This window comes from Halolamina sp. C58, from assembly GCF_051195095.1.
Taxonomy (GTDB): Archaea; Halobacteriota; Halobacteria; order Halobacteriales; family Haloferacaceae; genus Halolamina.
The window spans coordinates 14,088-37,616 of record NZ_JBNTJY010000005.1; the positions used below are offsets into that span (position 1 = coordinate 14,088).

34 protein-coding genes are annotated in these 23,529 nt (G+C 60.6%); 30 read left to right on the top strand and 4 right to left on the bottom strand.

From position 1 onward, the window contains the following. Window positions 1–270: 270 nt before the first annotated feature. The 12 genes from ACQUSM_RS15720 to ACQUSM_RS15775 all read left to right on the top strand — a co-directional run bounded on the left by ACQUSM_RS15720 (window position 271) and on the right by ACQUSM_RS15775 (window position 8,809). On the top strand, window positions 271–753 hold the full coding sequence (locus tag ACQUSM_RS15720; protein ID WP_435120102.1) for a hypothetical protein: 483 nt from the start codon (window positions 271–273) through the stop codon (window positions 751–753). Window positions 754–941: 188 nt separating this feature from the next. Next, entirely contained in the window at window positions 942–1,226 is a 285-nt protein-coding gene (locus ACQUSM_RS15725) for a hypothetical protein (RefSeq protein WP_435120103.1), read from the top strand. Then, window positions 1,226–1,549 (top strand): DUF7558 family protein, encoded by a 324-nt coding sequence (locus ACQUSM_RS15730; protein ID WP_435120104.1) that lies wholly within the window; start codon window positions 1,226–1,228, stop codon window positions 1,547–1,549. Before ACQUSM_RS15725 ends, ACQUSM_RS15730 begins: the two co-directional genes overlap by 1 nt. Before the next feature lie 106 nt (window positions 1,550–1,655). Continuing rightward, complete coding sequence (locus ACQUSM_RS15735; protein ID WP_435120106.1) at window positions 1,656–2,363, top strand: DUF7437 domain-containing protein; 708 nt, start codon at window positions 1,656–1,658, stop codon at window positions 2,361–2,363. 9 nt (window positions 2,364–2,372) lie between these two features. Further along, window positions 2,373–2,903 (top strand): hypothetical protein, encoded by a 531-nt coding sequence (locus tag ACQUSM_RS15740; RefSeq protein WP_435120107.1) that lies wholly within the window; start codon window positions 2,373–2,375, stop codon window positions 2,901–2,903. 598 nt (window positions 2,904–3,501) lie between these two features. Further along, window positions 3,502–4,365 carry a DNA-binding protein gene (locus tag ACQUSM_RS15745; RefSeq protein WP_435120109.1) on the top strand — a complete coding sequence of 288 codons (864 nt, stop codon included), beginning with the start codon at window positions 3,502–3,504 and terminating at the stop codon, window positions 4,363–4,365. A gap of 224 nt (window positions 4,366–4,589) precedes the next feature. Then, window positions 4,590–5,516: a transcription initiation factor IIB gene (locus tag ACQUSM_RS15750; protein WP_435120111.1), complete on the top strand. Its 927-nt coding sequence runs from the start codon at window positions 4,590–4,592 to the stop codon at window positions 5,514–5,516. A gap of 100 nt (window positions 5,517–5,616) precedes the next feature. After that, window positions 5,617–6,501 (top strand): hypothetical protein, encoded by an 885-nt coding sequence (locus tag ACQUSM_RS15755; RefSeq protein ID WP_435120112.1) that lies wholly within the window; start codon window positions 5,617–5,619, stop codon window positions 6,499–6,501. Between the two features lie 436 nt (window positions 6,502–6,937). Beyond that, on the top strand, window positions 6,938–7,318 hold the full coding sequence (locus tag ACQUSM_RS15760) for a hypothetical protein (RefSeq protein ID WP_435120114.1): 381 nt from the start codon (window positions 6,938–6,940) through the stop codon (window positions 7,316–7,318). Between the two features lie 84 nt (window positions 7,319–7,402). After that, window positions 7,403–7,840: a hypothetical protein gene (locus tag ACQUSM_RS15765; RefSeq protein ID WP_435120116.1), complete on the top strand. Its 438-nt coding sequence runs from the start codon at window positions 7,403–7,405 to the stop codon at window positions 7,838–7,840. A gap of 108 nt (window positions 7,841–7,948) precedes the next feature. Then, the gene (locus ACQUSM_RS15770; protein WP_435120118.1) at window positions 7,949–8,440 is read left to right on the top strand and encodes a hypothetical protein; all 492 of its coding nucleotides are present in this window, start codon (window positions 7,949–7,951) and stop codon (window positions 8,438–8,440) included. 3 nt (window positions 8,441–8,443) lie between these two features. Then, a complete protein-coding gene (locus ACQUSM_RS15775) occupies window positions 8,444–8,809 on the top strand; it encodes a DUF7568 family protein (protein ID WP_008451827.1) in 366 nt (121 codons plus the stop codon). Window positions 8,810–8,847: 38 nt separating this feature from the next. On the opposite strand, the gene ACQUSM_RS15780 is transcribed toward ACQUSM_RS15775, so the two are convergent. Together ACQUSM_RS15780 and ACQUSM_RS15785 are read right to left on the bottom strand one after the other, a co-directional pair. Continuing rightward, a complete protein-coding gene (locus ACQUSM_RS15780) occupies window positions 8,848–9,273 on the bottom strand; it encodes a hypothetical protein (RefSeq protein ID WP_435120120.1) in 426 nt (141 codons plus the stop codon). Window positions 9,274–9,314: 41 nt separating this feature from the next. Next, complete coding sequence (locus tag ACQUSM_RS15785) at window positions 9,315–9,437, bottom strand: hypothetical protein (protein WP_275039785.1); 123 nt, start codon at window positions 9,435–9,437, stop codon at window positions 9,315–9,317. Between the two features lie 230 nt (window positions 9,438–9,667). On the opposite strand from ACQUSM_RS15785, the gene ACQUSM_RS15790 reads away from it, so the two are divergent. The 16 genes from ACQUSM_RS15790 (at window position 9,668) to ACQUSM_RS15865 (ending at window position 19,509) form a co-directional block, all read left to right on the top strand. Then, the gene (locus tag ACQUSM_RS15790; protein ID WP_435120122.1) at window positions 9,668–10,063 is read left to right on the top strand and encodes a DUF7567 family protein; all 396 of its coding nucleotides are present in this window, start codon (window positions 9,668–9,670) and stop codon (window positions 10,061–10,063) included. An 80-nt stretch (window positions 10,064–10,143) separates the two neighbouring features. Further along, window positions 10,144–10,545, top strand: a complete 402-nt coding sequence (locus ACQUSM_RS15795) for a DUF6166 domain-containing protein (RefSeq protein ID WP_435120124.1) — start codon at window positions 10,144–10,146, stop codon at window positions 10,543–10,545. A 22-nt stretch (window positions 10,546–10,567) separates the two neighbouring features. After that, complete coding sequence (locus tag ACQUSM_RS15800; RefSeq protein ID WP_435120126.1) at window positions 10,568–10,846, top strand: DUF7389 domain-containing protein; 279 nt, start codon at window positions 10,568–10,570, stop codon at window positions 10,844–10,846. 49 nt (window positions 10,847–10,895) lie between these two features. Then, complete coding sequence (locus ACQUSM_RS15805; RefSeq protein ID WP_435120128.1) at window positions 10,896–11,117, top strand: hypothetical protein; 222 nt, start codon at window positions 10,896–10,898, stop codon at window positions 11,115–11,117. 54 nt (window positions 11,118–11,171) lie between these two features. Next, a complete protein-coding gene (locus tag ACQUSM_RS15810) occupies window positions 11,172–11,471 on the top strand; it encodes a hypothetical protein (protein WP_435120155.1) in 300 nt (99 codons plus the stop codon). A 2-nt stretch (window positions 11,472–11,473) separates the two neighbouring features. Then, on the top strand, window positions 11,474–11,839 hold the full coding sequence (locus tag ACQUSM_RS15815) for a DUF7568 family protein (protein WP_435120130.1): 366 nt from the start codon (window positions 11,474–11,476) through the stop codon (window positions 11,837–11,839). Window positions 11,840–11,940: 101 nt separating this feature from the next. Further along, a complete protein-coding gene (locus ACQUSM_RS15820; RefSeq protein WP_254161191.1) occupies window positions 11,941–12,204 on the top strand; it encodes an AbrB/MazE/SpoVT family DNA-binding domain-containing protein in 264 nt (87 codons plus the stop codon). Continuing rightward, window positions 12,201–12,614 (top strand): putative toxin-antitoxin system toxin component, PIN family, encoded by a 414-nt coding sequence (locus ACQUSM_RS15825; protein ID WP_435120132.1) that lies wholly within the window; start codon window positions 12,201–12,203, stop codon window positions 12,612–12,614. Before ACQUSM_RS15820 ends, ACQUSM_RS15825 begins: the two co-directional genes overlap by 4 nt. Before the next feature lie 121 nt (window positions 12,615–12,735). Then, entirely contained in the window at window positions 12,736–13,422 is a 687-nt protein-coding gene (locus ACQUSM_RS15830; protein ID WP_435120134.1) for a DUF6166 domain-containing protein, read from the top strand. After that, window positions 13,422–13,577 (top strand): hypothetical protein, encoded by a 156-nt coding sequence (locus ACQUSM_RS15835; RefSeq protein ID WP_435120136.1) that lies wholly within the window; start codon window positions 13,422–13,424, stop codon window positions 13,575–13,577. The genes ACQUSM_RS15830 and ACQUSM_RS15835 overlap by 1 nt, the downstream gene beginning before the upstream one ends. Then, window positions 13,574–14,110, top strand: coding sequence for a hypothetical protein (locus ACQUSM_RS15840; protein WP_435120137.1), 537 nt, complete (start codon window positions 13,574–13,576; stop codon window positions 14,108–14,110). The genes ACQUSM_RS15835 and ACQUSM_RS15840 overlap by 4 nt, the downstream gene beginning before the upstream one ends. A 171-nt stretch (window positions 14,111–14,281) precedes the next feature. Beyond that, a complete protein-coding gene (locus tag ACQUSM_RS15845; protein ID WP_435120139.1) occupies window positions 14,282–15,442 on the top strand; it encodes a hypothetical protein in 1,161 nt (386 codons plus the stop codon). Window positions 15,443–15,808: 366 nt separating this feature from the next. Next, window positions 15,809–16,810 carry a DUF6610 family protein gene (locus ACQUSM_RS15850; RefSeq protein ID WP_435120141.1) on the top strand — a complete coding sequence of 334 codons (1,002 nt, stop codon included), beginning with the start codon at window positions 15,809–15,811 and terminating at the stop codon, window positions 16,808–16,810. A 78-nt stretch (window positions 16,811–16,888) separates the two neighbouring features. Continuing rightward, complete coding sequence (locus ACQUSM_RS15855; protein WP_435120142.1) at window positions 16,889–17,236, top strand: hypothetical protein; 348 nt, start codon at window positions 16,889–16,891, stop codon at window positions 17,234–17,236. 403 nt (window positions 17,237–17,639) lie between these two features. Continuing rightward, a complete protein-coding gene (locus tag ACQUSM_RS15860) occupies window positions 17,640–18,569 on the top strand; it encodes an ImmA/IrrE family metallo-endopeptidase (protein WP_435120144.1) in 930 nt (309 codons plus the stop codon). Between the two features lie 112 nt (window positions 18,570–18,681). Then, window positions 18,682–19,509 (top strand): hypothetical protein, encoded by an 828-nt coding sequence (locus ACQUSM_RS15865; RefSeq protein ID WP_435120145.1) that lies wholly within the window; start codon window positions 18,682–18,684, stop codon window positions 19,507–19,509. 76 nt (window positions 19,510–19,585) lie between these two features. Here ACQUSM_RS15865 and ACQUSM_RS15870 read toward each other — a convergent pair whose 3' ends face one another. Further along, on the bottom strand, window positions 19,586–20,134 hold the full coding sequence (locus ACQUSM_RS15870; protein ID WP_435120146.1) for a hypothetical protein: 549 nt from the start codon (window positions 20,132–20,134) through the stop codon (window positions 19,586–19,588). Window positions 20,135–20,264: 130 nt separating this feature from the next. Between ACQUSM_RS15870 and ACQUSM_RS15875 the strand changes: the two genes are divergently transcribed. Together ACQUSM_RS15875 and ACQUSM_RS15880 are read left to right on the top strand one after the other, a co-directional pair. Further along, complete coding sequence (locus ACQUSM_RS15875; protein ID WP_435120147.1) at window positions 20,265–20,678, top strand: PadR family transcriptional regulator; 414 nt, start codon at window positions 20,265–20,267, stop codon at window positions 20,676–20,678. Window positions 20,679–20,801: 123 nt separating this feature from the next. Next, a complete protein-coding gene (locus ACQUSM_RS15880; protein ID WP_435120149.1) occupies window positions 20,802–21,113 on the top strand; it encodes a hypothetical protein in 312 nt (103 codons plus the stop codon). A gap of 208 nt (window positions 21,114–21,321) precedes the next feature. On the opposite strand, the gene ACQUSM_RS15885 is transcribed toward ACQUSM_RS15880, so the two are convergent. Continuing rightward, complete coding sequence (locus tag ACQUSM_RS15885) at window positions 21,322–22,668, bottom strand: Cdc6/Cdc18 family protein (RefSeq protein ID WP_435120151.1); 1,347 nt, start codon at window positions 22,666–22,668, stop codon at window positions 21,322–21,324. Window positions 22,669–23,529: the final 861 nt, after the last annotated feature.

The following is a 23,529-nucleotide window of genomic DNA, read 5'->3' on the forward strand; positions in this document are numbered from 1 at the left end:
GTATATCGCGCTCCATCCCCCGCCCACCGCCCCCGACATCCGGTGACACCGTTTCCTGGTCGACCGACCATCGTGATGTCCGGTGACTCGTTCTCGACGGGGTAGAAGACCGGATTGCAGTCCAGTGGGACGAATAAATGACTGCTCCCGCAGTGGCGTTTATCGCGCCGACCAAGGGTGACGGCGCTCAGTACAATGGGCACCACACGAGAGCCATCGCAGTGTCCAGCCCGGTGTCAGCTGAGCGCGGTCACAGGTGAATCCATGTCTATGTCCGGTAACTCCGAAACAGCGAGCACATCGCCGTCAGATAACCACACGAGTCCACCGCGAGAGACCGAGAACACAGATTCGCAGCCGTCGTGGCCAGACGATGCGAGCAGCGAGGATGGAACGCCGACGCTTAGGCAGAACCACTGTCCGGCGTGCGGGGCTCGTCGCTTCGTCTCGAAACTCCTCGTGTACGAGGTCACCGGCTACGACGAGGGCGGCGAGCAAGAGTTCCGCCGCCAGCACGTCCGGGCGGAATTCGAATACTCATGCAGCGAGTGCCAGACGACACTCCGGACGCTGCCCGCGGATCGGCGGGACTACTACGACGAAGTCGCGGTTCTCGAAACGGAACGGCGGGCAGCCCTTCAGGATCAGCTCCGCCAGCTGGGGAGGCGGTTCTGGCGACGTCTCGCAGCGCGGCCGACGTGGCTGGCACTCGGAGTCGTGACACTCGTGACCGGCCTCGTGATCTGGCTCTAACAGACCGACGGGTACCGACAGCAAGGGGTGGCCCACAGGAGGCTGTTGGAGTGACGTCCCCCACCCTTCCCGCCAGGAACGACGGTAGCTGGGCGCAGATCGCTACCGCAGGACATCGTGCCCGCACCGCAGGTGTGTCTATCAGCGCCAGAAGGCGTGCGGCGCGCTCGAAGCGCGTGTGAGTTCCAATGACTGGACCCGATATCCTCGACGACACGACAGACGATCACGAGCGGCTCGAAGCCGAACTTGTTGCACAGGACCGGGATGCGGCCCGGGTCGCGACGGCGGACATCGACGAGCGGAGTGCCCGCCCGATCGTGAATGATCTCATTGAAGACGATGTGGTGAGGCCGATCCCTGACCAGCGAGTCCTCGTTCACGACCCCAGTGGTGAGGCCTTCGACTCGATCACCCAGCTCGCCGTATTCCATCGCGGCTGGCGGGCCGCCAGAGACGCGGAGGACAACTGATGCAACAGACGCTCGCTGGGTGTGCCTTCTGCGAGTCACCACCCGGCACAGAGATGGGCGAGGCGCATACGTGGGGGAAAGACGAACGGGTCACCCACCCCATCTGCGTCGATTGTGCGCTCCAGGAGCGGCCAGATCCCGAGGAGCGCGATCACCACGCCTGCGACGGGTGTGGCCTCGTCGTCGACGCCCTTGCGGCACTCACGCGCTTTCGCGTCGAACTCGGCCACCTCGAGGGGCCGCTTCAGCTGTGTGCTCGATGTAGTCCCGGCGGGCCCGCGACGTACTGGACGCGAGATTTCGAATCACACGTTGTCGAGTAGCCGTTCAACTCGGTGGAGCGTCTCTCGGCGTCCGTGTACATCAGGCTAGTAGCGTATCACTCGCTGCACCGATAGTGTGAAGTACACGGACTTCGAACTAGCTACTATGGCTCCTGATCACGATCACGTTCGTCCGGATGGTGGGATCGACACGCTGGACCCGCCACCGATCGACGTCCTCACCGAAGACACGCTCGAGCCAGAGACACTGGCCGAGAACGCGCCCCGGCTCGAAACAGTCGTGGAACTGCTCAACCGCCCAGCACTCGCCCGCGTCTACGTCTACATCTGCTACTGGGGTCCAGTTGCGCCGCCGGAAGCCATGGAAGCGCTCGACCTCTCGAAATCGACGACCTACGAGTACGTCGATCGGCTGGTCGACCTCGGCCTCGTCGACCGCGACGACTCGATGCGCCCTCAGCAGCTGACCGCCGACCCGATCATCATCGTCGAGCAGTACGTCCCGATCGTCATCACGCCGACCGTGCTCCACGCCCTCGCGCTCCAAGAGGTCGACGAGGACGTCGAGTACTTCATGGACCGGTACGGCCTCGGGAAGCTCATCGCCGCGTTGCGCGGCGCCGGGCTCCACTTCGCCGGGAACACTACCCAACGAATGGTCGCCAGCGACATCGACGTTCGCGAAACGGAAGCGATGATGATCACCTACGCGCTCAAACCGGCACTGGCCGTCGGTCGGGAGCACGACCCGTTCTTCGAGTATCTCTTCCCGGATGTCCATGACGAGATGGACCTCCCCGATCTCGACGACGTGGCTGACGCCCCGACGGACTCGTCGGCCCCCGACAGGTGAGTCCGTCGAATGGGTCGAGACACGCCATTATCCGCTGACCAGGACATCCTCGTCGACGCGAACATCTTCTACGCGATCGGCCGGCCCTCGAATCCGCAGTACCAACGGTTTCGGAGCGCAGTCCAGCACGCCGGCGTCGTCTGCAAACTCCCCCAGCGTGTGATCGGCGAACTCGGGGGAGCAGAGACGGATCGTGTCCGGACGGCACTCGACGAGGAATGGGCCGAGATCATCGATGCACCATCACCAACGGACGGGGACGCTGTCGCGGCGAGTGATATCGCCAGACGGACCATCGCGAGTGAAACTACCAAAGCCGAACACGACGTCGAGAAGACGGACGCAATTCTTGCGGGCCTAGTCATTCAGTATGTGAGAGACCGCTCGACAACGGGTGTCGTCGTGCTCACCGACGACCAGCCCGCCAGGAAAGGAATCGAGAACGCCGTTCGAGCGCAGGGGTACACGGACGCGATCACCGTCTACGGATTGGCGGATATTATCGGCGACGATCCGGGCGACTCGATGCGACTGATCTAGGCCGAGTGGTGACCATCATTCCGAAAGCCCTCGGCCGCTCGGCATCCCGCGCCCCACGCTGCGCGCCTCGTTCCTCCGGTGCTAGCGGGGTCGGGGGACGACCGAGGCGGCCTCGCCCTTTCTGAGTCCACCAGGGTAGCAGCTGGAGCACGGAGCGTCGACGTCGGTTGACCAGGTATTCGTAACGGCCCGCCCCGCTCGCCGCTGCCGCCCTTCGCGTCGCTCGCGACCGACCATTCCGGGCGTGCGGGCGCTCTCCGCACCGCCCGCGCCCGTTCCGGGCTAAAATGAATATGGTCTCGACGCCAGCGCTTCACCCGTCCGGGTCCTCCGGACCTCGGCTCCGCCGACCGCGACGGACGTCGTTGCGTCGCGGCGAACGGGGAATGCGCTGGCCGCTCGCTTCGGGCGGGTCGGCGCGCGGTGCTGGATGGTCGTCCGCCTCGGGCGCGCTCTCGCGTCGCGCCGGGGGCGCTCGCGAAGGCGCGAGCGAGAGCGCGCAGATGGTTCTGTCGGGTTGTCGTCGTCGAGAAATCCGCGATGTAGTAGCATCGCGGTGTCGGGCGCGTGAGCGCCTTCAGAACTTGGTGAAGTTCCAATGTCCAGTACTAACTCCAGTCGCAAGGTCGTTTCGGTCGATGAACAGGCGTTCGAACAAACGGACGAGCAGGCGGTCGATGAGGACGGCTTCCCGGTCGTCGACGAGACGCCGGGGTTCGAGGCCGCGGTCGAGCAGGAGACGCAGGCGAAGGTGGATGCGAACCACCCAGACGGGATCGCGGACACGAGCGAGGACCGGATTCACGGCGTCACCCTCGAACAGGAGGAGCGCATTCAGGCGCGGGAAGCCGAACTGGAGCACATCAGTGCCCAGGCTGAGCTCGGGACGCAGGACGGTCGTGAGCAGCGCACGCGGGAGGTCGTCAGCGATCAGTGTGGCCGTGACGAACCGAAGTCGGTGGAGCGCACGGATCCCCGGGAGAAGCTGACGCAAGACGAACTCGCGGAGGTGAACAAGCAGGCAGTGCGGATCAGCGACGAGGTGCAGGGTGGCTGGTCGAGAGCGGTCGTCGCGAAGCAGTTGGCCGAGCGGGTGCAGCGCGGTCAGGACGGGACGAAGGCGGTGTTAGAGCTGGTAGACGAGCTGAAGGCAACGCCGGGAGCAGTCGTGCCCATTGCGGATGTGCCGGACATCGCAGTCGGTGAGGTGACCGTGGAAGGACAGGTAATCGAACTCTGGGAACCTTCCTCCACAAGCATCCAGCAAGTCGGGCTAATAGCGGATGACAGCGGGAAAATCAAGTTCACCTGCTGGGAGAAGAGCAATCAGACAGTTGTGCGTGAAGGTCAGACAGTTCGGTTCCGGGCGGCTGCGAAGAACTGGTACGAAGGTCGGTGCTCAATCGCGCTGACCGGGTGGTCGCGTATCGAATTCCCAGAGCGCGGCCGCTGGTGGGAATAGCCGGGGCGACGCGCCCCTTTTTTGCTGATGTGTACGCGTCACCGCCACCTCCCACCACCTCCACGGTCCGGGCTGCTCACGGCGCTGCGCGCCGTTGCGCGGCCGGGCTTTCGCCACCATACCCCATCGGTGGCAGCGCCGTCCAGTGTGATGTGTATGTGCCCCTCGATGGGTGAGGGGCGTTCCGAGAGACGCGATCCGCGTGAGTCCCCTCGTGTGTATTCATGGCAACCAGAGACATCTACGAGACGACGTTCGACGAAGACATCCAGACCGACACGGAGTCGAATCAGTGTCCCGAATGCGACGGTCGAGTCACCACTAATGCAGTCGAAACCGTCTGCGAGGACTGTGGGCTCGTCGTTGACGAGCATCAAATCGACCACGGGCCGGAGTGGCGAGGCTTCGACAAAGACGAGCGAGAGCGCACGGGCGCTCCGTTGACGGCGACACGGCACGACCGGGGGCTGTCGACGGAGATCGGCCGCGGGACCGATGCGAACGGGAACGAACTCTCCGGACAGAAGCGACGGCGGCTGACTCGGATGCGGCGTGAACAGAGTCGGGGGCGATTTCAATCGAAAGCAGAGCGCAACCTCGCCCACGGGCTCAGTGAAGTCCGCCGGATCGTGAGTAGGCTCGAGCTGTCCGAGTCGATCCGTGACCAGGCGTGCCAACTCTTCCGCAGTGCTCAAAAGGAGGACCTCCTCCGCGGGCGGTCAATCGAAGCGATGGCTTCAGCGAGCGTCTACGGAGCATGTCGGTGTAACGGGCTGTCGCGAACACTCGAGGGCGTCACTGATCCAGCGCGCGTCGAGCAGTCGCGGGTGACGAACGCGTACAAAACGCTGAATACGGAACTTGGCCTGCCAGCCCAGCCCGTGACGCCCAGTGCGTTCGTTCCGCGGTTAGCATCGGAGCTCGACGTCTCCGATCAGATCCGCCAGCGGGCCCGGCAGTTGGCGGACGCATCCGAATCGACCGAGGCAACCACGGGGGTTCAGCCATCTGGGTTCGCCGCAGCCTGTCTGTACAAGGCAGGCCACGAACGAGGCCAGTTGCTCACCCAGTCGGACGTCGCCGAAGTTGCGGACGTCTCACCAGTCACCGTTCGAACCCACCGCGACACGCTGGACGACCTCGCTGTGTAACACCCGCGTTGTTGCTTTTCGGCTGTCTATCTATAGGCTGATTGATGTGAGAGCTATTGTTTAAACCGGAAGACGAAGCATGAGACGGCCAGACCACACTATGACCGACCAGTACGACGACTACGAGGCCCTCCGTCCGCTCGGCGAAGCGACCCACGTTCCCGACGGCCAACTCGCCAGTGGTAGCAAGCCCCGGCGGCAGCGATCTGGTGGCGTCGACGGGGGCTATCCAGACGACCCGATAGCGGCTACCCCCGAGTGCGAGTCCTGTGGAGCGTCGATTCCCATTGGCCAGTCGAAGTGCCGGTTCTGTCTCACGAACCATCTCGAAGCAGCCGACGAGCAGGGCACGTCGAATGCCGAACGGGTACTCCTCCACGTCGTCCAGGCGCTCGTCGAGGCGTCGACGTTCTACGCCGCCATCGCGAAGGGTGCTGCTGCGGCCACGCTCCTCGCGAAGGCAGATGGTGACCCAGTAATCGATGACTGCAAGCTGATCTACGATCTCGACGAAGAACCGGCTCCACAGCTTGCCGACCAGTGGCCCTCGCTCCCCTCGGCGACACGGGCCACATCTGAATGTGGTGAGCAGTTACTCGCGGCCGCAAGTGAGCGGACACCATGGACAGAGACGACACCGTCGCGTCATAACGACGAACACGCGACGTTCCTCTACGACGAAACCGGGAGCGGGGTTCGCGCCAAAAAGAGTCTTGTAAGCCTTCGTGAGGACGCAGACGACGACCTCTGGCTGGTACCAGCGATTGCGCTCCAGCGTTCCGACGCAGCGACCAGTACCGAACACTCACGACACGAGCAACCGAACAGAGAGTACTTCGAGTGTCGGGAGTGCGGTCGGGAGACCGAACATCGGTTTCGTGAGTTCGAGGCCGTGCCCGACAACGACTGGACCGGCCAGCCACTATGGGGCTGTCAGCGGTGCGGCACGCCCCGCTACGGGCCCGAACCCGAAGCCGGTCAGTAGAGCCGGTATCGGATTAACCAACGACAACTGATATCGAGTCGATTCTGTTGGTTAACTGAATGCCAGTTCCCCCCACCCCCGAACTGCCCTGCTGACTGCCCGCCGGTGTTTTTTCGCGCCGTAAATCGGCGGAGGCGCACACATGGAGCCACGAGACACTCCCGGCTACCGGCTGCACCGCGCGCTCAGCAACCTCACCAGTATCGACGGCGAGCAATTGGAGTCCGCCGATCGAGAGCGAATCACCGCAGCGGTGACGCTCCTTGATCAGGTGAGTCTCCTCACCCGACCGAATGCGACGCAGACGGTGACGCTCACGGCGAGTCCTGACCGCACGACGCGTCGACAGCGCGGCGTCCTATGCCCGCCACGGCGTGAGCGGTTGTTTGCCCCCTGAAGGGGTGCGGGGGCACGAGAACGCTCCCGAGGACAACCCATGGCAACATTGCAAGCCGCGACGACGTCGACCGGCGCGCTCATATCGGATCCACAGGCAGTCCGCGAGCTCTGTGAGAACCACTGCTTCGGAACGCTCGACTGGGAGGTGGACGACGACGGCGAGCTCGTTATCTGGGGCTACGACAGCTTCGAAGTGTACGAGGCCCGTGAAAATGGTCTTCCCGATTACGACGGTGGTATCGTCACCCATGAGTTCCTCCGGTCGCTCGCGGAGTATCTCGAACCGGACGAGGAACTCGACATCCAGACTGCTGGGTTCACGAAATGCAGGTTCCCGGTGCTGGCCAAACGGTACGTCGTTCGCGACGGTAAGGTTCTGCACGCGGATCTCAGCGGCCTCGAGCCGATCACCGAGTAGCTGCTGGCCAGCCTCGCCTGTGTCCAGGATGGTTTATCGAGGGCCGGAGGACTGAGCCCCCTCGCGGGGGCCGGTTGTGAAACTATGTCCGAACAATCTACCGACGACCCGTTCGAGGACTGTGAGCTAGGCCCCGAGGCGATCCTCGGGACACGAACCTACGAAGACGTCCTATTCACTGATGAAGCGGAGACGCCCGTGAACGTCCTGACCGGTGAGACACCTGAGCATTCGCAGGCCACCGTCGACGAAGCTCGAGCCTTCGCCTCGAGTATCGACACCGAGACGCCCCAGATCGCCCTGTCGGCATCGGTCGAAACACAGATCGAGACCGCGAGCAAACCGTACACGGCAGCGGCGTTCTTCCACTTCAAGGCGACGGGGTCACTCAAGCGCCACCGCGCCTACCACGCCGCCGACGAGTCGAATGCGTTCGTGGTTTCGTTCGAGGCGGACTACGCAACCGGGGACCTGACGATCACCGTCGAGGAAGTGAGTGAATCGGAGCGAGACAACCGTTAGCGAGCGCTGCTTCCGGCGGTGTTTATCGAGCGCCGGCGATGGGTGCCGGCGCACCCAGGAGTGACGCAGCGGACAGTCAGGGGCGTCGGCAACCCGAGGTGACAACCGATGCACATGGTCATTTACAGTCTGGTAGAGGCATCGACAGCAGACGACGCACTTTCCACCGGAAAGACGGTGTTCGATCGGCTCGTCGGCGCCGTGCCACACGCCGGCGCTGTGTTCGACTACTACGTGACCTTCGACGATGACGAGTCGTCGGTCGCCGGCTCGGCCCGCTGGGGCGACCTGCCGGTCGCGGCACCTGTGGACTCCGATGACGGCGAGGAGCTGCTCGAACGCGGGTGGGAGGCCACTGAAGACGAGTTCCAGCGGAATCTCGACCGCGTGAAGGAGGCGCTCGACGAATTCAGCGACGAAGAGATCATGCGTGACGAGGATCTCGCCCGGCACGCCTTCCACCAGGTCGGCGCGTACGACGGCCCCTCGGTCTTCCTGTACGACGAACACGGGAGCGGCATTCGCCATCGTGACCAGCTGGACCGAATCCTCAACGAGCGTGAAGAGCTCTGGATCGTGCCCGCCGACGTCCATTTCTAACAGATGCCTCGAATCACAAACTGGCAGCGTGAGAGCCGCACGCCCACACTCGAGTATCGAAACACCGAGACCGGCGCTCGGGCCGTCCTGCATCGAGCACCGGACTCCTATCGCTACAAATGGCGTGGAGCGATTCTCGTCGACGGCTACCCAGTATGGTCGCGAGGGTACGAGACGAAGGACGCGAAAGCGTTCAGGAACGTTCTCCGCGACCAACCTGCTCCCGAGATGAGTTGTCCGGAGTGTCTGGACGGCGACGTGGTCGTCGGTGGTAAATCGGCTGACGGTGCGAAGGTCCAGCGCTGGTTCGAGTGTCGAAACTGTGGGTACGAAGCGTCCTCAAAGATCGTGTACGGCGCCGAGCGCTGACGGACACACCCGTCTTTACCGTGATGTCTCTGTGGTAGCTAAATATCGGTTTCGTCGAGAACTTTTCTCTCAGGATTGTTCCGCTGGTCATCCAGCCAGGTGTCGATATCTGAAGGAGATTTACTGTCAAGTGTTCTGATTAATGACTTCGCACGAGAATTGAATCCCGTCTGCTGGAGATTGAACTTGTCCTCGTTCTTCTTTTTGAACGTTACCAGCACAAGCGCGATGTCGTGTTCGTCACCGGCAAAGTACCCAGAGAACGCTCTCGCACCGCTACCATTTCTAGGGGACCATTTGAACTGCCATAAATCACTCTGGAGCGATTTTGCAAAAGCGGACTCAGGACGCCAAGCATCAAGAAAATCCGTAATTTGATTTTCCAGCCGTGTCGCCATATGATTCCCCATCGCATCAAGATTCGCTAGAGCTGGCTCAAAGAACACGACATATCGTCGGCCCATCTATACGAACAGCAAGCAAACAGGAGTAATAAAAGCGAGTGTTAGAATTCGGCCTCGAATTCGTCTTCGTCAGGCAGCATCTCAAGTGCCTCCTCAGCAGATACAGCTTCAGGAGACTCCTTACCGTCTTCGTCTCCTGCTTCTCCGGCCGTGGGAGCGGACATACAAAACCATACACAGTGTAGTCTGATAAACCTTTGCTGGCAGTACAGCACCAACCAACATCCCTCACGACGAAATTCCTGAAAAGTACGCGCATCCACTCAGACCAACGCCCAGTACAACACAGTCGTGATAGTTTGCAATTGAGAGAGGAATCTATTTTCAGCGGAACCGGTGGCGTTTATTTCTGGGTTGGGATGGGTGGCCCGTCTCAATCGGGCCAGGTTCACAGATGAGTTTGGAAATCATCGACCGACACAGTGAGGCACTGTTCGAGTTCCTCTGGTGTCCCGTCTGCGGGCACGAGGTATTCAGCCACATCCCCTTCGAGGGGGTGTTCTGCAAGAACTGCAACACCCAGGTCGAATTCCAAGAATCACGGGAGACACGCGGCTACAAGGAGGCTGTCCTCGCCTGCTTCGACACCGCCACAACCTGGAACCTCCACGTCGACGAGAAGCTCCGGCGCGACCTGCCTGATGGGTCGGCACGGGTGAAGGTCTTCGGCGCACCGGGCGCCTACGAGGTTGACTGGTGGAGTCCCGAACCGGGTGAGGACTGGGAGCCAGTCGAACGAGGCGAGTTCGACGACATCGACGAACCGGCAGAGATCTCTCACCTCGCGTAGGGAGAACGCAGTCACTGTGGCTGTTTCTCGCCCCCTGAGGGGTGCGGGGGTGCTCTAACGAGCATCGACCGAACAAACCGATGAGTAGAACCAACGACACACACTCGACCGAACAGATACGCCCACCGAGCGACCGCGATGTCGTCTACGTCGGGTATCGGCGTCGAGGGGACGCCATCGTGGAGAAACGCCCCGGCCAGGAACGGCTCACGCCAGAGCGGAGTCTCGAGCTGGTGAATCACAGTCCCTCGGGCTTCGAATGGGGATATGGTGGCAGCGGCCCGGCGCAACTCGCGCTCGCGCTTCTCCTCGACTACACCGACGACGAAGCGTTCGCCCTCGACCACTATCAGGAGCTCAAAACCGAGGTTGTGAGCCAGCTGGACTGCGCTGGGTCTGAGGGACGCTGGCGACTCACTGCCAGCGAGATCGACGCAGCCCTTCGCGAGACGTCTGACGACATGGTCGCACCGACAATCTGAGATCGATCACCGAGAGCAATTAATGTCAGAACACCCTCACCAGCCGTGTACGAACGCTGAATCGATACCGAACAATGAGCGAGAGGCATCAACCGAGTACGTCGAACGCAGTGACGTCGGCGTCTCCCTCACCGTGAAGCTCACTCGCGGCACCGGCACTCGTGACCAGGACAAAATCGTTGCCAAAGCGAAAGGCAAGACGCTCGAAGACGCCCGCGAGGACATGGAAATCCTCCGAGAGTACATCCACGATCTCGCTGAGGACACTCGCCAGATCCAGCCCGGAGAAGAAAACGGGTAGCGACGAGTACTGTTTTTCGTCGTCTCAGTAGTAGCGGAGGCGATCATCAGTGAGTGGTCCTGACGTTCAATCGACAGACACAAGCGAGCTTTCACCAGAACAACGGCTCGAACCCGCGAATACGCGACTCATCAACGCCGGGATCGTGACGATTTCCGACATGGAGACGCTGCGAGCGTGCGTCGCCTACGAGAACGCGAATCAGCAGCGCGTTCAGATCCTCCGCCGACTCGAAGAGCGGGCTACTGAAATCCGCTCACAAGACGACTGACGCGACAGCTGGGGGCTGTTTGTCGGAGCCTCGGTGGGTGGAGGCTCGAATGAGATGAGCGAGCGACCTGAAATCGAAATTCAACGACAGACCGCGTTCGGAGACGATGGCCAACTCGAAGTGACTGAGACAAGCGTCGAAACCTCACTCGAGGATTTCGGTGCCGACGTAGATCATCGCGACCGGGATTCACAGCTCGATCAACCGGAAGCGAGCGAGTTCGGCGTCGACGACCGACCCGAAGTCGAGGACTCGGACAAGGGCGATCAGGCCAGTCTCTTCGCGGATACGGCCGAGGACCAGCAGACGCTCGCCGGCGACGACGCAGCTGATCGCTGTCTCTTTGAGGAGTAATCATGACACGACTCACCAAGTGGACGCGAGAGAGCCGTACACCGACCCTGGCGTACCGACATACAGAGACCAACGCTCGAGCGGTACTACACCGAGCGCCGGAGTCGTACGTCCACAAATGGCGGGCTGCAATCCTCGTCGACGGCTATCCGGTATGGTCGCGCGGCTTCGAGACGAAGGAAGGCTCATCACTTCGGGACGAACTCAAAAAGCGTTCCCAGCCGGAGCTCCGCTGTCCAGAGTGCCCGAACGACGAGGTCGTCGTCGGCCAGAAGAGTGCTGACGGCGCGAAGATTCAACGGTGGTTCGAGTGCCGGGAGTGTGGCTACGAAAGTCGCTCAGCGATCATCTACGGCCCCGAACGCTGATTCTCAACACGGAAGTAGACGACGATGGGAGGGATGCAGTGGAATCGAACCCACCGGAGGGTTCAAGACGTTGCGTAAGGAATTCTTACGTAGAGCCAGTCATGAGTACTGACGACCCTGAAGTCACGACGGTGACGTCGAAGGGGCAGATCACCATCCCAAGTCGGCTCCGCAAACAATTCGGCCTCGAAAAGGGCACGAAACTGATGGTCGTCCCAACGGATTACGGCCTCGTGCTGAAAAAACTCGAACTCCCCTCCGTCGAGGAATTCCAGCAGCGGGTCGAAGAGCGTGCTGAAACGGTCGACCTGTCGATGGAGGAGGTCAACGAGTTGGTCCACGATGCGCGGGGCGCCGATGAATGAGAGCCGTTCTCGACACGAACGTCCTCATTTCGAGTGTCATCTCCACGGGTGTCCCCCACGAAATCGTCGTCAAGGGATTTAGCAGCGAGTATCAGATCGTCGTCTCCGTCGCGACGCTCACAGAATTTCGAGACACCCTGCTCAAATACCCAGAGAAGTTCCAGATGGACGAGGAAGACGTCCAGGAGGAGGTCGAAACGATCCGCTACTTCGCGGAGTTCGTCGACCCGGACGAAGAGATCACGGCGGTCGACGACGATCCCGATGACGACAAATTTCTCGAAGCGGCCGTGGCCGGGAACGTCGACTACATCGTCTCCGGCGACCGCCACCTGCTCGATCTCGATTCGTTCCAGGGGATCGAGATTGTCGAGCCCAGAGCGTTCTACGAACGTCTCACGACCCAGTAAGCCGCTCGTGGCCCACAGGAAATAATTCGCGCGACAAAGTTCCTCGTGAGAGTGTGCCCGTCTGGGAGGTTTTTCGACCCCCAGCAGGAGTGCGGGGCATCCGAACGCCCGCATTCAACCGATGGAGACGAATTCGACTACCGACCCACGAGCGGCAGTACAGGATACGAATGAGCGATGTCAGGCGAATCCAGACCGCATCGAGTACGTCGGGATGCGCGTCGACGGGACGTCAGTGGTGCTGAACCTCACTGAACACGAGCGCCTCACCCCGGATCGAAGCCTCGACCTCGTGCGACATAGCCCAGCGGGATTCGACTGGGGCTATACGGGAAGCGGCCCGGCGCAGCTCGCCTGTGCGCTCCTGCTCGATTACACCGACGACGAGGGCGTCACCCAGCAACACTACATCCAGTTCCGAAACAAGGTGATCAGTCAGTTGGTGTGTGATGGCCCGGCTGACTGCTGGCATCTCACCGGGGATGACATCGAAACAGCACTCGCCGAGTTCGAAGCGCACCACGCACTCACGCCGGATGGTGGGAAGCCGTCACCGTCGCTGCCGGCGAACTGGAGTGCGGTGAGTCGGGCAGATCAGACGGTCTTCCAGCGCCGAGACATCGACCATTACGTCGTCCTCGGCGAAGGGAACGAAGAGTGGTTGCTCATCCTCTGCGCGCAGGGCGACCGAGCGTATCCTGCTCCGCTCGACCATCGAACCCTGTCGGTCGAAACTGATCCTGCCCCCGTCCTGCAGGAACTCGTCGCTGAGAGTAACGACCTCGTCGAGCCAGAGGAGGATCCCTGATGGAGAATCTTCGCCTCTCCCGAACTACCTACCAGCACATCGAACGCGCCGTCGAGGCACTGGAGCGGATCGGCCGGGAACTCAAGCGATACAACGATCGACAGGAGCGAACAGCGGGGGAAGACACAGACGAGACGAGTCCCAGCAAATCATGACCGGCGAAGCGACGCTCGACGACTTCGAGACCGAGAAACCGTCTGATGAGTCCCGCTCGCTCACGCTGGAAGAGCGACTTCTCACCCCGATCTCGCCGTCCGTCGGCCTGCGGGTGATTCCCGGTCGCGGTGATCCACTTACCCTCCAGAATCGGGGTACAGAACGGTATCTCTTCCGTGACGCGCACGACCGGTGGTTCATCCTCCAACCCTCAGCGAAAGACTCAGAAGAGGCGTTCGTCCGCTGGGTGTATCTCCCAGCAGACCGACCCGAGCGGTTGGCGGGGTCGGCGCTTCGTCGACGGACAGTAATCGGGTACGACTACGTCCGGCGGTCAGCCGCACCCGACCCGATCAGATCGACGGTGACGGCGATGTTCGTCACGGAGCGCTGGCCCGAGACGACCTACGAGTGTGGGTCGTGCGAGGCGTTGTTCGACACGGCACGAGATCATGCCCTCCACTGCTGGGATGCCCATCCCTGGATACCGAATCCCAAGCAGGTACGCCGTCGACGTCAGGCCGACGAGTGAAATCGGACGTTGAAGCCGGGTATCGAGGCCGTTCAGAGAATTAACCAACAACGCTGGGTTCTTGGGTAAGGTGTTGGTTAAGTGGGTTGTTTTTTGCGCCCGTCAGAAGGGCGCAGGGCGCGTGATGAGAGCGTCGTCGCGGGTGACGAATTCGATTTCGAGGTAACTGCAATGAAAGACCCAGAATCCAGAACCGTGTTCGCCGGTGTCGACGGACGAACCGACACAGAACTACCCGACTGGTACCGCCGGAAAAAGACGGTCGACGAACCGAAGTCCTTCGCCGAGGCGGTCCGTGACCTTCCACAGGCCGTCGAGACGACCGTGGCCTACCAGAACCCCTACACCAACGAGTGGGTCGAAACGGAGCGCTTCAACGCCCTTGTCGAACCGAGTCGGGCGCGGACGCAGGCTCGTGAGGAAGATGCAGATACGGATTCCCTCTTCCATATTCCGACCGACTCGTACGCGATCATCAACCCGGTCGACGTGTACGGCCCGCTGGAGGACGTCCTTCGTGAGGAGACCATCGACGAGACACCGCTGGGCGACGTGATGTTCGGCGAGATCCGACGCTACCGAGGCGGTGGGGAGGTCCACATGGACGTCATGTTCGACGGCCTCGAGGTACGCCTGCCCGGACGGTCGGATCCGATCACGATGGGCGTGACCTCCGGCTACGACTTCTTCGGCGAGCACGCCGTCTACGTCGAGGGGTTCGCCCAAGATGGGTCCTGCTCGAATTCGATGCGCTCGCTCACCGACAAGGAGGTCATCAAGCACGTCGGGGACGTCCGGGATTTCCGCACCTGGTGGGAGGAGATTCTTGCCCAGGTCGAACTCGTCGCCGACGACCTCTTCGAGTTCATCCGCGATGCCCAAGAGATCGACCTCGACTTCTCGGAACTCCCATTCACCGTCACGGAGTTCTACAGTTTGCTGGGCTTCCCGGACTATCTCGCTGAGCGTGCTGCGGAGGATGCCGAGGCCAACGCGGCGTCGCCGTTCGAGATCGATATGTGGACACTACACTCCGGTGCGACGTACGCGCTGACTCACTTCTTCCAGGGCAAGGAGGGCGCATCCCTCGACCAGTACGTCCGCGTTGCGAACGACATCCTGTTCAACCCAGAAGGCACCATCGACCGGGTCGAACAGGCCTACGAGCAGCAGTTGGACGCCGAGGACGGTGATGGGTCGCAATCTTCACTCGCCGGCGAGCGGGCACTCGCGAGTATCGAACGGGTGAGTGAGGATCTGCAGGCGAACGTCGAGCAGTTCGAGGAGCGTGAAGAGGCGCTTCGCGAGCGATTCCAGCAGGTCGCGAACTAGCGCGATCGCTCAATTTTCCGGTTCTACTCATGATAGACGAGAACGCCGACCAGCAGTGTCCGGTCTGTACCCAGCGGATCGCGAGCGTGACGATCGTTGGGCCGAGTGAGGCGGTGGTCGCGCCGTGCGGTCATCGTGTGCATCCCCAACAACTCGATTGAGCATCGGGTTCATCGCTGAACGGAGACGCGGGCATACGTCTTCTGCAAGTAACCAGAGAGCGATTCAAGTTCCAGTGGCGTACCGAGTTAACCAACAGTTCTGGACTCTCAGGACAGATGTTGGTTAATCTCTGACTGCAGCTCCGTTTTTCGCCCCTCCGAGAGGGTGCAGGGCGGCCGGATTCGTCCTCGCAGAGCCATACTCATGTCGCTCGATACCAGCACCAGCAGTAGCACTGCACGTAGGGTTGCCGCTGCCAGACAAGCCGACAGCGTGGCGTTCCTCCATCGAGCGCCGTTTGCGCTCGACGCGTACAAGCTCGGCTTCCTGCCCGGCTTTCGTGAAGACTGTGGCTATCAGCAGACCCAGTATCAGGACCTCAACATCCCCGTCGGAATGCTCGACAACGACTTTCGGAACCCCGATCTGGATCGATATGTCTCCCGCTTTTTCGAACACGAACCCCAGGTCGGCGTGATCGGAGACGTGTACGAACCCAACGCCGTCGACGAGTACGTGGCCGCAGCGCGCGAGATCAAGGCGAGCTATCCCGATGCAGAACTCGTCATCGTCCCGAAGTGCCGCCAGGTGATCGACGCGATCCCCGACGACCTTGTCCTAGGCTACTCGCGAGGCTACGCCGACCGATTGGCCCACGAGTTCTCCGAGCCGACCGACTGGCGTGGCCGTCGCGTCCATATTCTCGGTGGGAGCCCACCGAAACAGTGGGACGTCATCGAGCAGCTGACCCGACCGACGCTCACAGACGAGCCACCGGCCGACATCGTCGGCCTCGACTGGAACGGCCTGCATCGGGGGGCGCAGTTCGGGGAATTCTGGACGGCTGACGGGTGGGACGATAGCGGACGCGACGCAGACCACGTCACGGTTCGCAAGACGGTCCGTCACAGTCTCGCCCGCCTCAAGGCGTTCTGGCAGTCTCACGGCGTTTGGCCCGACTCGACACCGCAGCACGGCTCCCTCGAGGTTGAGTATGAGGAGCCATCGCCGGGCGATCTCGATGGGGCTGCGTGTACCGAATGCGGAGCGAACGTCTGGATGACTCGGCGCGGTCCATTCGTCGCCGAGTACGATACCGGCGCAGTCTGTGGCTACTGCAGCTACGACTGCTACTTCGCGCACCGTCATCGAAACAATCTTGAGGAGATCGCCGGCGAGCAGAGCGTCTACCTCCCACCAGTATGACGCCGTAGACTGTTTTTTCGCGCCCTCCAGAGAGGGCGAGGGCTCGATCCAGAAAGTCCTCCGAGAAGGTGATTTTCCGTGAGTCAACAACAGCGTCAGAACGACGTCTCGATCGACGACATTCCAGTCGACGTATCTAACACCCAATCAGGCGAGGTCGACCCCGCTGAGGTACCCGAGGAAATCCGATCGATCACTCGTGGACTTGCGAGCGAGCAACCGCCGACGAATCCGCTGGTCGTCCTGAAGGCGGCTCGCTGGTGGTATATCCACGGCAAAGGCGGGACTGACCCCGCGTTTCAGTGGGCGGTCGAGTGGGTACGACACCTCGCGAGCGACACGCCCAGCGACGTCGACCAGTTCGACGCGTTCCTCGAGTATCTTGTCACGGTCGGCTTCGCTGACGAGACGAAATCGCTCCGGTAAGCAGTCCCCATTCACACCGTGGGGACCCAACCGGACAATACCCGATAGAAGCGCTGACGACAGTGAGTGGTGCAGACGGAGCGAGATTCACTTAGAGCTGGTAGCAGGCGACGTCCTCTCCACCACAGGTCGGACACATTTCGGCGTCCTCGGAGAGGGTCGTTCCGCAGTGCCGGCACTCATACAGGGGTGACGAGCTGGACGCACGAGTGCCAACGACCCCGCGAAGCGCCTCGACGAGACCCATCTATTTGGCGGTAGTGACGCACCCATTGTTAATTCCATCCCTCGATAGCACCCCCGATGTAAACCCCGCAGCCGCGCCGTTGTTTGTTGTGCGCCCCCGAGGGGTGCGGCGCGTCCTGAACTGATGCAGTCGCCGTACCTCGAATTCCTGCAAATCATGGCTACAACCAGTGACACGTCGGTCTCGTTCGAGGAGACCGACACGCGGAACGACGAGATGCACAGTACCATCGAAGCCTGGATCGACGACCTCGTCGCAGACGTTGACGAAGCGAAAGCGAGCCAGCAGTTCCAGGAATGGCTGGATGTTCAGTCCCGGTTCCACGACTACTCGCATCGAAACACGCTCCTGATCAATCTCCAGTGTCCCGAGGCGACCAAAGTCGCGGGCTACAACACCTGGCGAAACGAGTTCGACCGGCACGTCCAGGAGGGCGAACAGGCCATCTGGATCTGGGCACCGATCATCGCGAAGCAGTGCCCGGAGTGTGAGAACTCGCCGAGCTACCACGAGCAGAGCGACTGTGAGTACGACGAGACACCACCCGAGGACTGGTCGAAAGGCCTCGTCGGCTTCAAGCCAACGGCAGTCTTCGACGTGTCCCAGACCGAGGGCGAACCGCTCCCCGAACTGGAAACCGAGGCAGCTGGTGACGCCGACGACCTGGTGCCAGCGCTCCTCGATGCGGCGGCTGCGCTCGATGTGGAGGTGCGTGTCGTCGACGCTGCCGACTGGGACCATGGCGACGCAAAGGGCGTCTGCAAACACCAGACGCTCCACGAGTGCCAGCCCGTCATCGAAGCGAAAGCGCGCTCGAATCAGGCCGATCTCGCCGTGACGTTGATTCACGAGTACGCGCACGCGTTGCTGCATTTCGATGTCGATGACGATACCGAGCGCGCCAAACGTGAGGTCGAAGCCGAAGCCGTCGCGTATATCGTCGGGCGGTATTTCGACCTGGATACGAGTGGCTCAGCATTCTACCTCGCTGCGTGGCAGGACGACGAGGCAGCGGGTATTCAGGAGCGTCTCGGCCGGATCAGTTCGACCGCCCAAGAGATTATTGGCACGGTTGTCGAGAGCTGAATCCGCGATTCTTCCTCGTTAACCAACAACCGATCGGGAAGACGGTGTTTCGTTGGTTAATGTTTATCGGCGCCCGCCGAGGGGCGGAGGCGCATTTCAGTCTCCACGAATCATGAGTGATCCGTACCTCTCCGCTGTCCTCGACGAGGCGGAACGAGTTGCAGAACAGCACGACCAAATCGCCCGGTCCACGGACGATCCAGCACACGAGTATCTACGGTACGCCGTCCTCCGGCTGCTCGAAGGCGAGGCTGCCGAGACGAGTGTTGACGTGCTCGATATCAGCGGCGTGACCGTCGGGTATGGGGAGGATGACGCGATGTTCGAGAGCTGGGGTGACGACGTCGAGTGGTGGGACGACATCCCGCCGCGAGAGGAGTGTACTCGCTTCCGGATCTTCTACCCCGACAAGCACGAGCTCGTTCCACGAGTGATCGTCGACGTGATGGCCGCTCTCGGTGCGTGGCGCGTGTGGGCTGGGACCGCCGCGGCCTGTGGCTCCTACGACCATCGCGAGCGTCGTGAAGTCCACTACCGCTGGCCAGAAGGCCCTCCGATCGAAGATCTCCTGCAGGATCGGCTCCAAGGCCCCGAGGCTGCCGTCGCGCCGGACGGTGGACGAACTGGTGATGTTCGCGATCGGATGGTCGTTACGGAGCACTCGAGCCAGCGTGCGGACCTCGAACCACGAACCCGACGCGCCGTCGACGAAACGATGGCGGTCTCGCTACTCGAAAAAGGCGGTCGCTACGAAGTTCGGTCAGCGTCCGGAAACCGATACGATGTCGACGTGATCAGCGAGTCGTGTACCTGTCCGGACTGGCAGCAGCGAACCCCCGAGGGTGGCTGTAAACACATTCGTCGGGTGGACCACGAAATCAAGCAGGGACGTGTCCCACGACCGGACGGCCAACTCCCGGCCGGTTCGACCCAGGCGTAAGTGCCCAGAAGAGGAGCGGTCAATCTGGGTTTCGGTGGAGGTTAACACCTGGGTTCGTCAGTGGTTCCAGGTGTGATCACGGCAGTTCGCCGCTCGCGTCGACCAGCTCTTCCTCGGTCTGCCAGCGATAGAGTCGCCCCTCCTGGTCAAACAGTTCGAAGACGCCGTCTTGCATCCAGCCGAACAGCTGGTTTTCGTTCTCATACTCTCGCTTGAAGACGTGACTCTTCGCGAAGTACTCGACTGTGCCAACGAGCAGCCCCTGTTCGACGAGAAAGTCGCTCGGTTCCTTCTCGGCGACGCCGACGAGAGCGGTGACGATATCGGCGATCAGGCAGAACTTCTGGATGCTGTTGTCCCACTCGCCGCGGATGTCGACCATCCGGAAGGCGTACGCGTCCGTTCGGCGATTGAGCCGATCCACTACCAGGTTTAGCCGTCGGATTGGCTCCCGGTCGTAGTTGCCGAGCACGAAGTATGATCGATCGTTCTCGTAGACAGGCGTCAGCTCACTCAAGGCGTGGATGATCTCCTCGTTGTCCGCCAGCGAGATCTCCGCCTCGTCGAGTTGGGCTTTGGCACTCGTGAGGATCTCGTCGGGGACGGGCGACTCCTCGTCGGTCATACTGCACTGCTCTCGGAGGAGGGAGATATGATTTATGGAGTAACTTACCTATTCAACCGGCGGTCTGTCTTACTCCAGAGTGGTTTACTTAAGGGTAAACTACTTGCCTCCGCACCACGTAGCGAGACGCATGAGCACCGACCTCGGGGCTGCCGATGGGATGGAAGCGCGGGAACTCGTTCACTTCGTCACGCAGCAGACGCGGTTCGCGCTCGTCACCAACATCCTCCAGCACCCCGAGCAACTCCCCTCGATGTACGAGCTCGAGGAACTCAACCCCAGCGTCAGCGAGGCCACCGTCTACAAGCACATCCAAAAGCTCATCGACACCGGCATCGTCAAGGAGTTCAGCCTGGATGACGACGAGCGCCGGCAAGGCTATCCCTGGAAGTTCTACGGCCTCACGGAGGAAGGGCGCGAGTTCCTCGAAGACCACAACCTGCTCGCCGCTGAGGAGACCCTCCAGCAGATCTACGAGTCCATCTCCGACAAGCCTGAGAAGATGGTCAAATACGAGAACGCTCCCCGTCCAGACGACGCGTGATCGGCCATTCTATTGCTGAATAGTTTGCTATTCGTATGCTTCAGCGACCTACGGAGCCGTTGAGTCTTAACCAACAAAACTATGCTCTCGGCCTCTCTGTTGGTTAACAGGAGGTGCTACCCGATGTCCTACGAGCCACCGACGCCGCCGGCGGAACTCCCCACAGACATCGTCGACACGCTTAACGGATACTCTCCAGACCAACTCCAGCTCGTCGCTCGTTACGCCGAGGAGTTGGCGGAGCACAAAGCTCGTGAGTCCCGTCTCGAAGAGGAGTCGGACGAAGACGAGATCGACGAGCGTCCCGACGACGTCCCGTCGAAGGCCACGATCACGATCAAGGAGATCAACGACAATCGCTACTACTACTGGCAGTGGCGGGAAGGAGACAAGGTCACGTCCAAGTATAAGAGTCCAGTCAATCCGGACGAGTAGAGGGATAACTGGCGTAATCTCGGGGACTTCACACCCCGTGTGCGAAGTGAATTCGCCGAGGACGTTGAGCCAGCACCCCCCGTGTGCGATATGAATTCGTTTTCCTTCCGGAAGGGGGCCCCGTGTGAGAGATGAATTGACTGATGGGTCGGGGGAGGACACCCCGTGTGCGAAGTGAATTCGGCGCCAGCGTCGATGTCTCGTCGCGTCAGTTCCCCTCGAAGAAATCGTCTATCTGTGCGTTGACAACAGACCGGATCAAGTTCTCGTCGTGTTCTACCTCTTCGAGTCGAATATCGGCCTGGAGCGTCTCAGCGACCACTTCAGGATCGTCGACGAACGTGTATTCCTTGTGTACACCACTGCCGTAACCTCGCCCCCGTTTCTCAGACGTGACAAAGTTGTAGGTCTCGGCCTCATTCATATAACGAAGATAAGAGTCCCGTGACTTTTCGTCGGCATCCAGCAAGTCGGTGAGATACTGATACACCCGATACGCAACTGTGCTGGGAACGGCGTTCAGGTTGCGCTGAGAGTGAACGGGAACGATCGCCGTGGCGTAAAGTGAGAGCTTCTTTTGTGTCGAGAGACCCTGCATCTGGGTCAACGTCCGGTCACGTTCGGCCTCTTTCTGAGCGTCGCGAACCTGCTCTTCACTTACCGTATCCTCACCCTCGCGGTCTGCGATCTCGCCGGCTTTTCGGAACAAGTCGATCGCTTTACGCGCGTCTCCATGATCCTGCGCAGCGAACGCCGAACTGAGTGGAATGATGCCGTCCTCGAGGACGTCGTCTTGGTACGCGTCACGACGTCGATCAAGAATCGACTGCAGTTGGTTCGCGTCGTAGTCAGGGAAAACGACATCCTGCGGATTGAATGAGCTCTCGGCCCGACCGTCGAGATCCTCCATGAACCTGGGATCGTTCGTGAGCGCAGCGACGGAAACGTGGCCCTCAATCCGACCGAGTTGTGACGCTCGAGACAGCTGATAGAGCAGCTTCGAATATGCTGGTTCGTCGTTTGGATCCCGTTGCCTGCCAACCAGAAGATCGACCTCGTCGAGAATGATGATAACCGAGTCGAAATTGTTGCTCAGAATCTCGTAGAACCGATTGAGCTTCTGGTCTGTCGAGATTCCACTCTGAGGAATGTCGACATCAACGCCGGCTTCGTCAGCTGCGTTCTTCGCCAACCGATATACAGCGCGGTCGTGCGATTTTATCGTCTGGCAGTTGATCTTAATGACCCCGAATCGGTCACCCTGTGCATTCGCGAGTTCGAGAACCTGCTGACAGACTGCGTTGATGATGAGCGACTTCCCGGTGCCCGACGGGCCGTACAGGAGCATATTGGGAGGCCGGTTCCCCTGTAATGCCGGTCGAAGGTAGGTGATTGTGTCGTCCAACTGGTCGTCGCGACCGACGATTCGATCCTCGTCGATGACGGCATCAGGGTCGAGGAGGCCCTTGTCTCGAAATACAGAATTCTGAACTCCCTCTTGTAGACGGCCTTTGATAGATTGTGAGAGGGATTGTTGGTCGTCCCCGTCAGCCATGTTCGCGGGGTAACGTCGAAAGTATAAATAAATATGGGTACCGTGTGCGAGGTTAAATCCGGCTAATTCAGTCGATAGAAGCGGTTTTACGAGGGGTGAACGTGGTAAGACAGTAACCGCGGGCGAAATCAATTATCCAAAGAACTCCCCGTTTGCGAGATGAAATCGAGGTAGTTGAGGGGCCAAGTCGACTCGATTGATGTCGTGAGGACTACCTTCGGAAACCGTGCGAGATGCTCAACCACTCCTGTTGACGAGTTCCCTCACCAAATCACGCAGGAGATCAGGATTTCGTACCCCCACACCCCGTGTGCGATATGAATTCACCAGAAGAGTCGGTACGAGGAAGACGCAAAGAGAAGGGAAGAACCGCCGCAAGAGGATACGAGAAGACGCAAACACGGAGGAACAGCCACTCGAACGCCGAGGACGAGCCGGGGGAGGAGTGCGTTAATATCACAAAACGCACTTTTTCGTTTCGACCGACTCTAGTCCTAGTGCGGCTATGGTTGATAGAGTGTCTATGTAAAGGTTTCCCTTAAATATAGACTTCCTGTGAATCCGCCTTATGGACGGTTCTCATCCGTGAAATCCTGTGTTTTGGTTGTCTCTCGACCTCTCCCGGCGTTCATCCCCACCCCTTCCTTTGACGATTTCATATCGCACACGGGGTGTGGGGGTTCGTCTTCGTAAGGATCGTGGTTAACCAACACCCTTCCTCTAACTGACCCTCGTGTTGGTTAATCTTACCCGCTCTTGTGTAGAGCTGCGGAAAAGACGATTCGACATTTTGAGTTCCTTCCACCTTCCGGCGACCTGAGTCTCAGTCAGCTCACTTGAGTCGGTGGTCGGTATAAGCAA

Coding starts and splice junctions, on each gene's coding strand:
- ACQUSM_RS15720 (WP_435120102.1), top strand. CDS start 271: ATGTCCGGTAACTCCGAAACAGCGAGCACATCGCCGTCAGATAACCAC.
- ACQUSM_RS15725 (WP_435120103.1), top strand. CDS start 942: ATGACTGGACCCGATATCCTCGACGACACGACAGACGATCACGAGCGG.
- ACQUSM_RS15730 (WP_435120104.1), top strand. CDS start 1,226: ATGCAACAGACGCTCGCTGGGTGTGCCTTCTGCGAGTCACCACCCGGC.
- ACQUSM_RS15735 (WP_435120106.1), top strand. CDS start 1,656: ATGGCTCCTGATCACGATCACGTTCGTCCGGATGGTGGGATCGACACG.
- ACQUSM_RS15740 (WP_435120107.1), top strand. CDS start 2,373: ATGGGTCGAGACACGCCATTATCCGCTGACCAGGACATCCTCGTCGAC.
- ACQUSM_RS15745 (WP_435120109.1), top strand. CDS start 3,502: ATGTCCAGTACTAACTCCAGTCGCAAGGTCGTTTCGGTCGATGAACAG.
- ACQUSM_RS15750 (WP_435120111.1), top strand. CDS start 4,590: ATGGCAACCAGAGACATCTACGAGACGACGTTCGACGAAGACATCCAG.
- ACQUSM_RS15755 (WP_435120112.1), top strand. CDS start 5,617: ATGACCGACCAGTACGACGACTACGAGGCCCTCCGTCCGCTCGGCGAA.
- ACQUSM_RS15760 (WP_435120114.1), top strand. CDS start 6,938: ATGGCAACATTGCAAGCCGCGACGACGTCGACCGGCGCGCTCATATCG.
- ACQUSM_RS15765 (WP_435120116.1), top strand. CDS start 7,403: ATGTCCGAACAATCTACCGACGACCCGTTCGAGGACTGTGAGCTAGGC.
- ACQUSM_RS15770 (WP_435120118.1), top strand. CDS start 7,949: ATGCACATGGTCATTTACAGTCTGGTAGAGGCATCGACAGCAGACGAC.
- ACQUSM_RS15775 (WP_008451827.1), top strand. CDS start 8,444: ATGCCTCGAATCACAAACTGGCAGCGTGAGAGCCGCACGCCCACACTC.
- ACQUSM_RS15780 (WP_435120120.1), bottom strand. CDS start 9,273: ATGGGCCGACGATATGTCGTGTTCTTTGAGCCAGCTCTAGCGAATCTT.
- ACQUSM_RS15785 (WP_275039785.1), bottom strand. CDS start 9,437: ATGTCCGCTCCCACGGCCGGAGAAGCAGGAGACGAAGACGGTAAGGAG.
- ACQUSM_RS15790 (WP_435120122.1), top strand. CDS start 9,668: ATGAGTTTGGAAATCATCGACCGACACAGTGAGGCACTGTTCGAGTTC.
- ACQUSM_RS15795 (WP_435120124.1), top strand. CDS start 10,144: ATGAGTAGAACCAACGACACACACTCGACCGAACAGATACGCCCACCG.
- ACQUSM_RS15800 (WP_435120126.1), top strand. CDS start 10,568: ATGTCAGAACACCCTCACCAGCCGTGTACGAACGCTGAATCGATACCG.
- ACQUSM_RS15810 (WP_435120155.1), top strand. CDS start 11,172: ATGAGCGAGCGACCTGAAATCGAAATTCAACGACAGACCGCGTTCGGA.
- ACQUSM_RS15815 (WP_435120130.1), top strand. CDS start 11,474: ATGACACGACTCACCAAGTGGACGCGAGAGAGCCGTACACCGACCCTG.
- ACQUSM_RS15820 (WP_254161191.1), top strand. CDS start 11,941: ATGAGTACTGACGACCCTGAAGTCACGACGGTGACGTCGAAGGGGCAG.
- ACQUSM_RS15825 (WP_435120132.1), top strand. CDS start 12,201: ATGAGAGCCGTTCTCGACACGAACGTCCTCATTTCGAGTGTCATCTCC.
- ACQUSM_RS15830 (WP_435120134.1), top strand. CDS start 12,736: ATGGAGACGAATTCGACTACCGACCCACGAGCGGCAGTACAGGATACG.
- ACQUSM_RS15835 (WP_435120136.1), top strand. CDS start 13,422: ATGGAGAATCTTCGCCTCTCCCGAACTACCTACCAGCACATCGAACGC.
- ACQUSM_RS15840 (WP_435120137.1), top strand. CDS start 13,574: ATGACCGGCGAAGCGACGCTCGACGACTTCGAGACCGAGAAACCGTCT.
- ACQUSM_RS15845 (WP_435120139.1), top strand. CDS start 14,282: ATGAAAGACCCAGAATCCAGAACCGTGTTCGCCGGTGTCGACGGACGA.
- ACQUSM_RS15850 (WP_435120141.1), top strand. CDS start 15,809: ATGTCGCTCGATACCAGCACCAGCAGTAGCACTGCACGTAGGGTTGCC.
- ACQUSM_RS15860 (WP_435120144.1), top strand. CDS start 17,640: ATGGCTACAACCAGTGACACGTCGGTCTCGTTCGAGGAGACCGACACG.
- ACQUSM_RS15865 (WP_435120145.1), top strand. CDS start 18,682: ATGAGTGATCCGTACCTCTCCGCTGTCCTCGACGAGGCGGAACGAGTT.
- ACQUSM_RS15870 (WP_435120146.1), bottom strand. CDS start 20,134: ATGACCGACGAGGAGTCGCCCGTCCCCGACGAGATCCTCACGAGTGCC.
- ACQUSM_RS15875 (WP_435120147.1), top strand. CDS start 20,265: ATGAGCACCGACCTCGGGGCTGCCGATGGGATGGAAGCGCGGGAACTC.
- ACQUSM_RS15880 (WP_435120149.1), top strand. CDS start 20,802: ATGTCCTACGAGCCACCGACGCCGCCGGCGGAACTCCCCACAGACATC.
- ACQUSM_RS15885 (WP_435120151.1), bottom strand. CDS start 22,668: ATGGCTGACGGGGACGACCAACAATCCCTCTCACAATCTATCAAAGGC.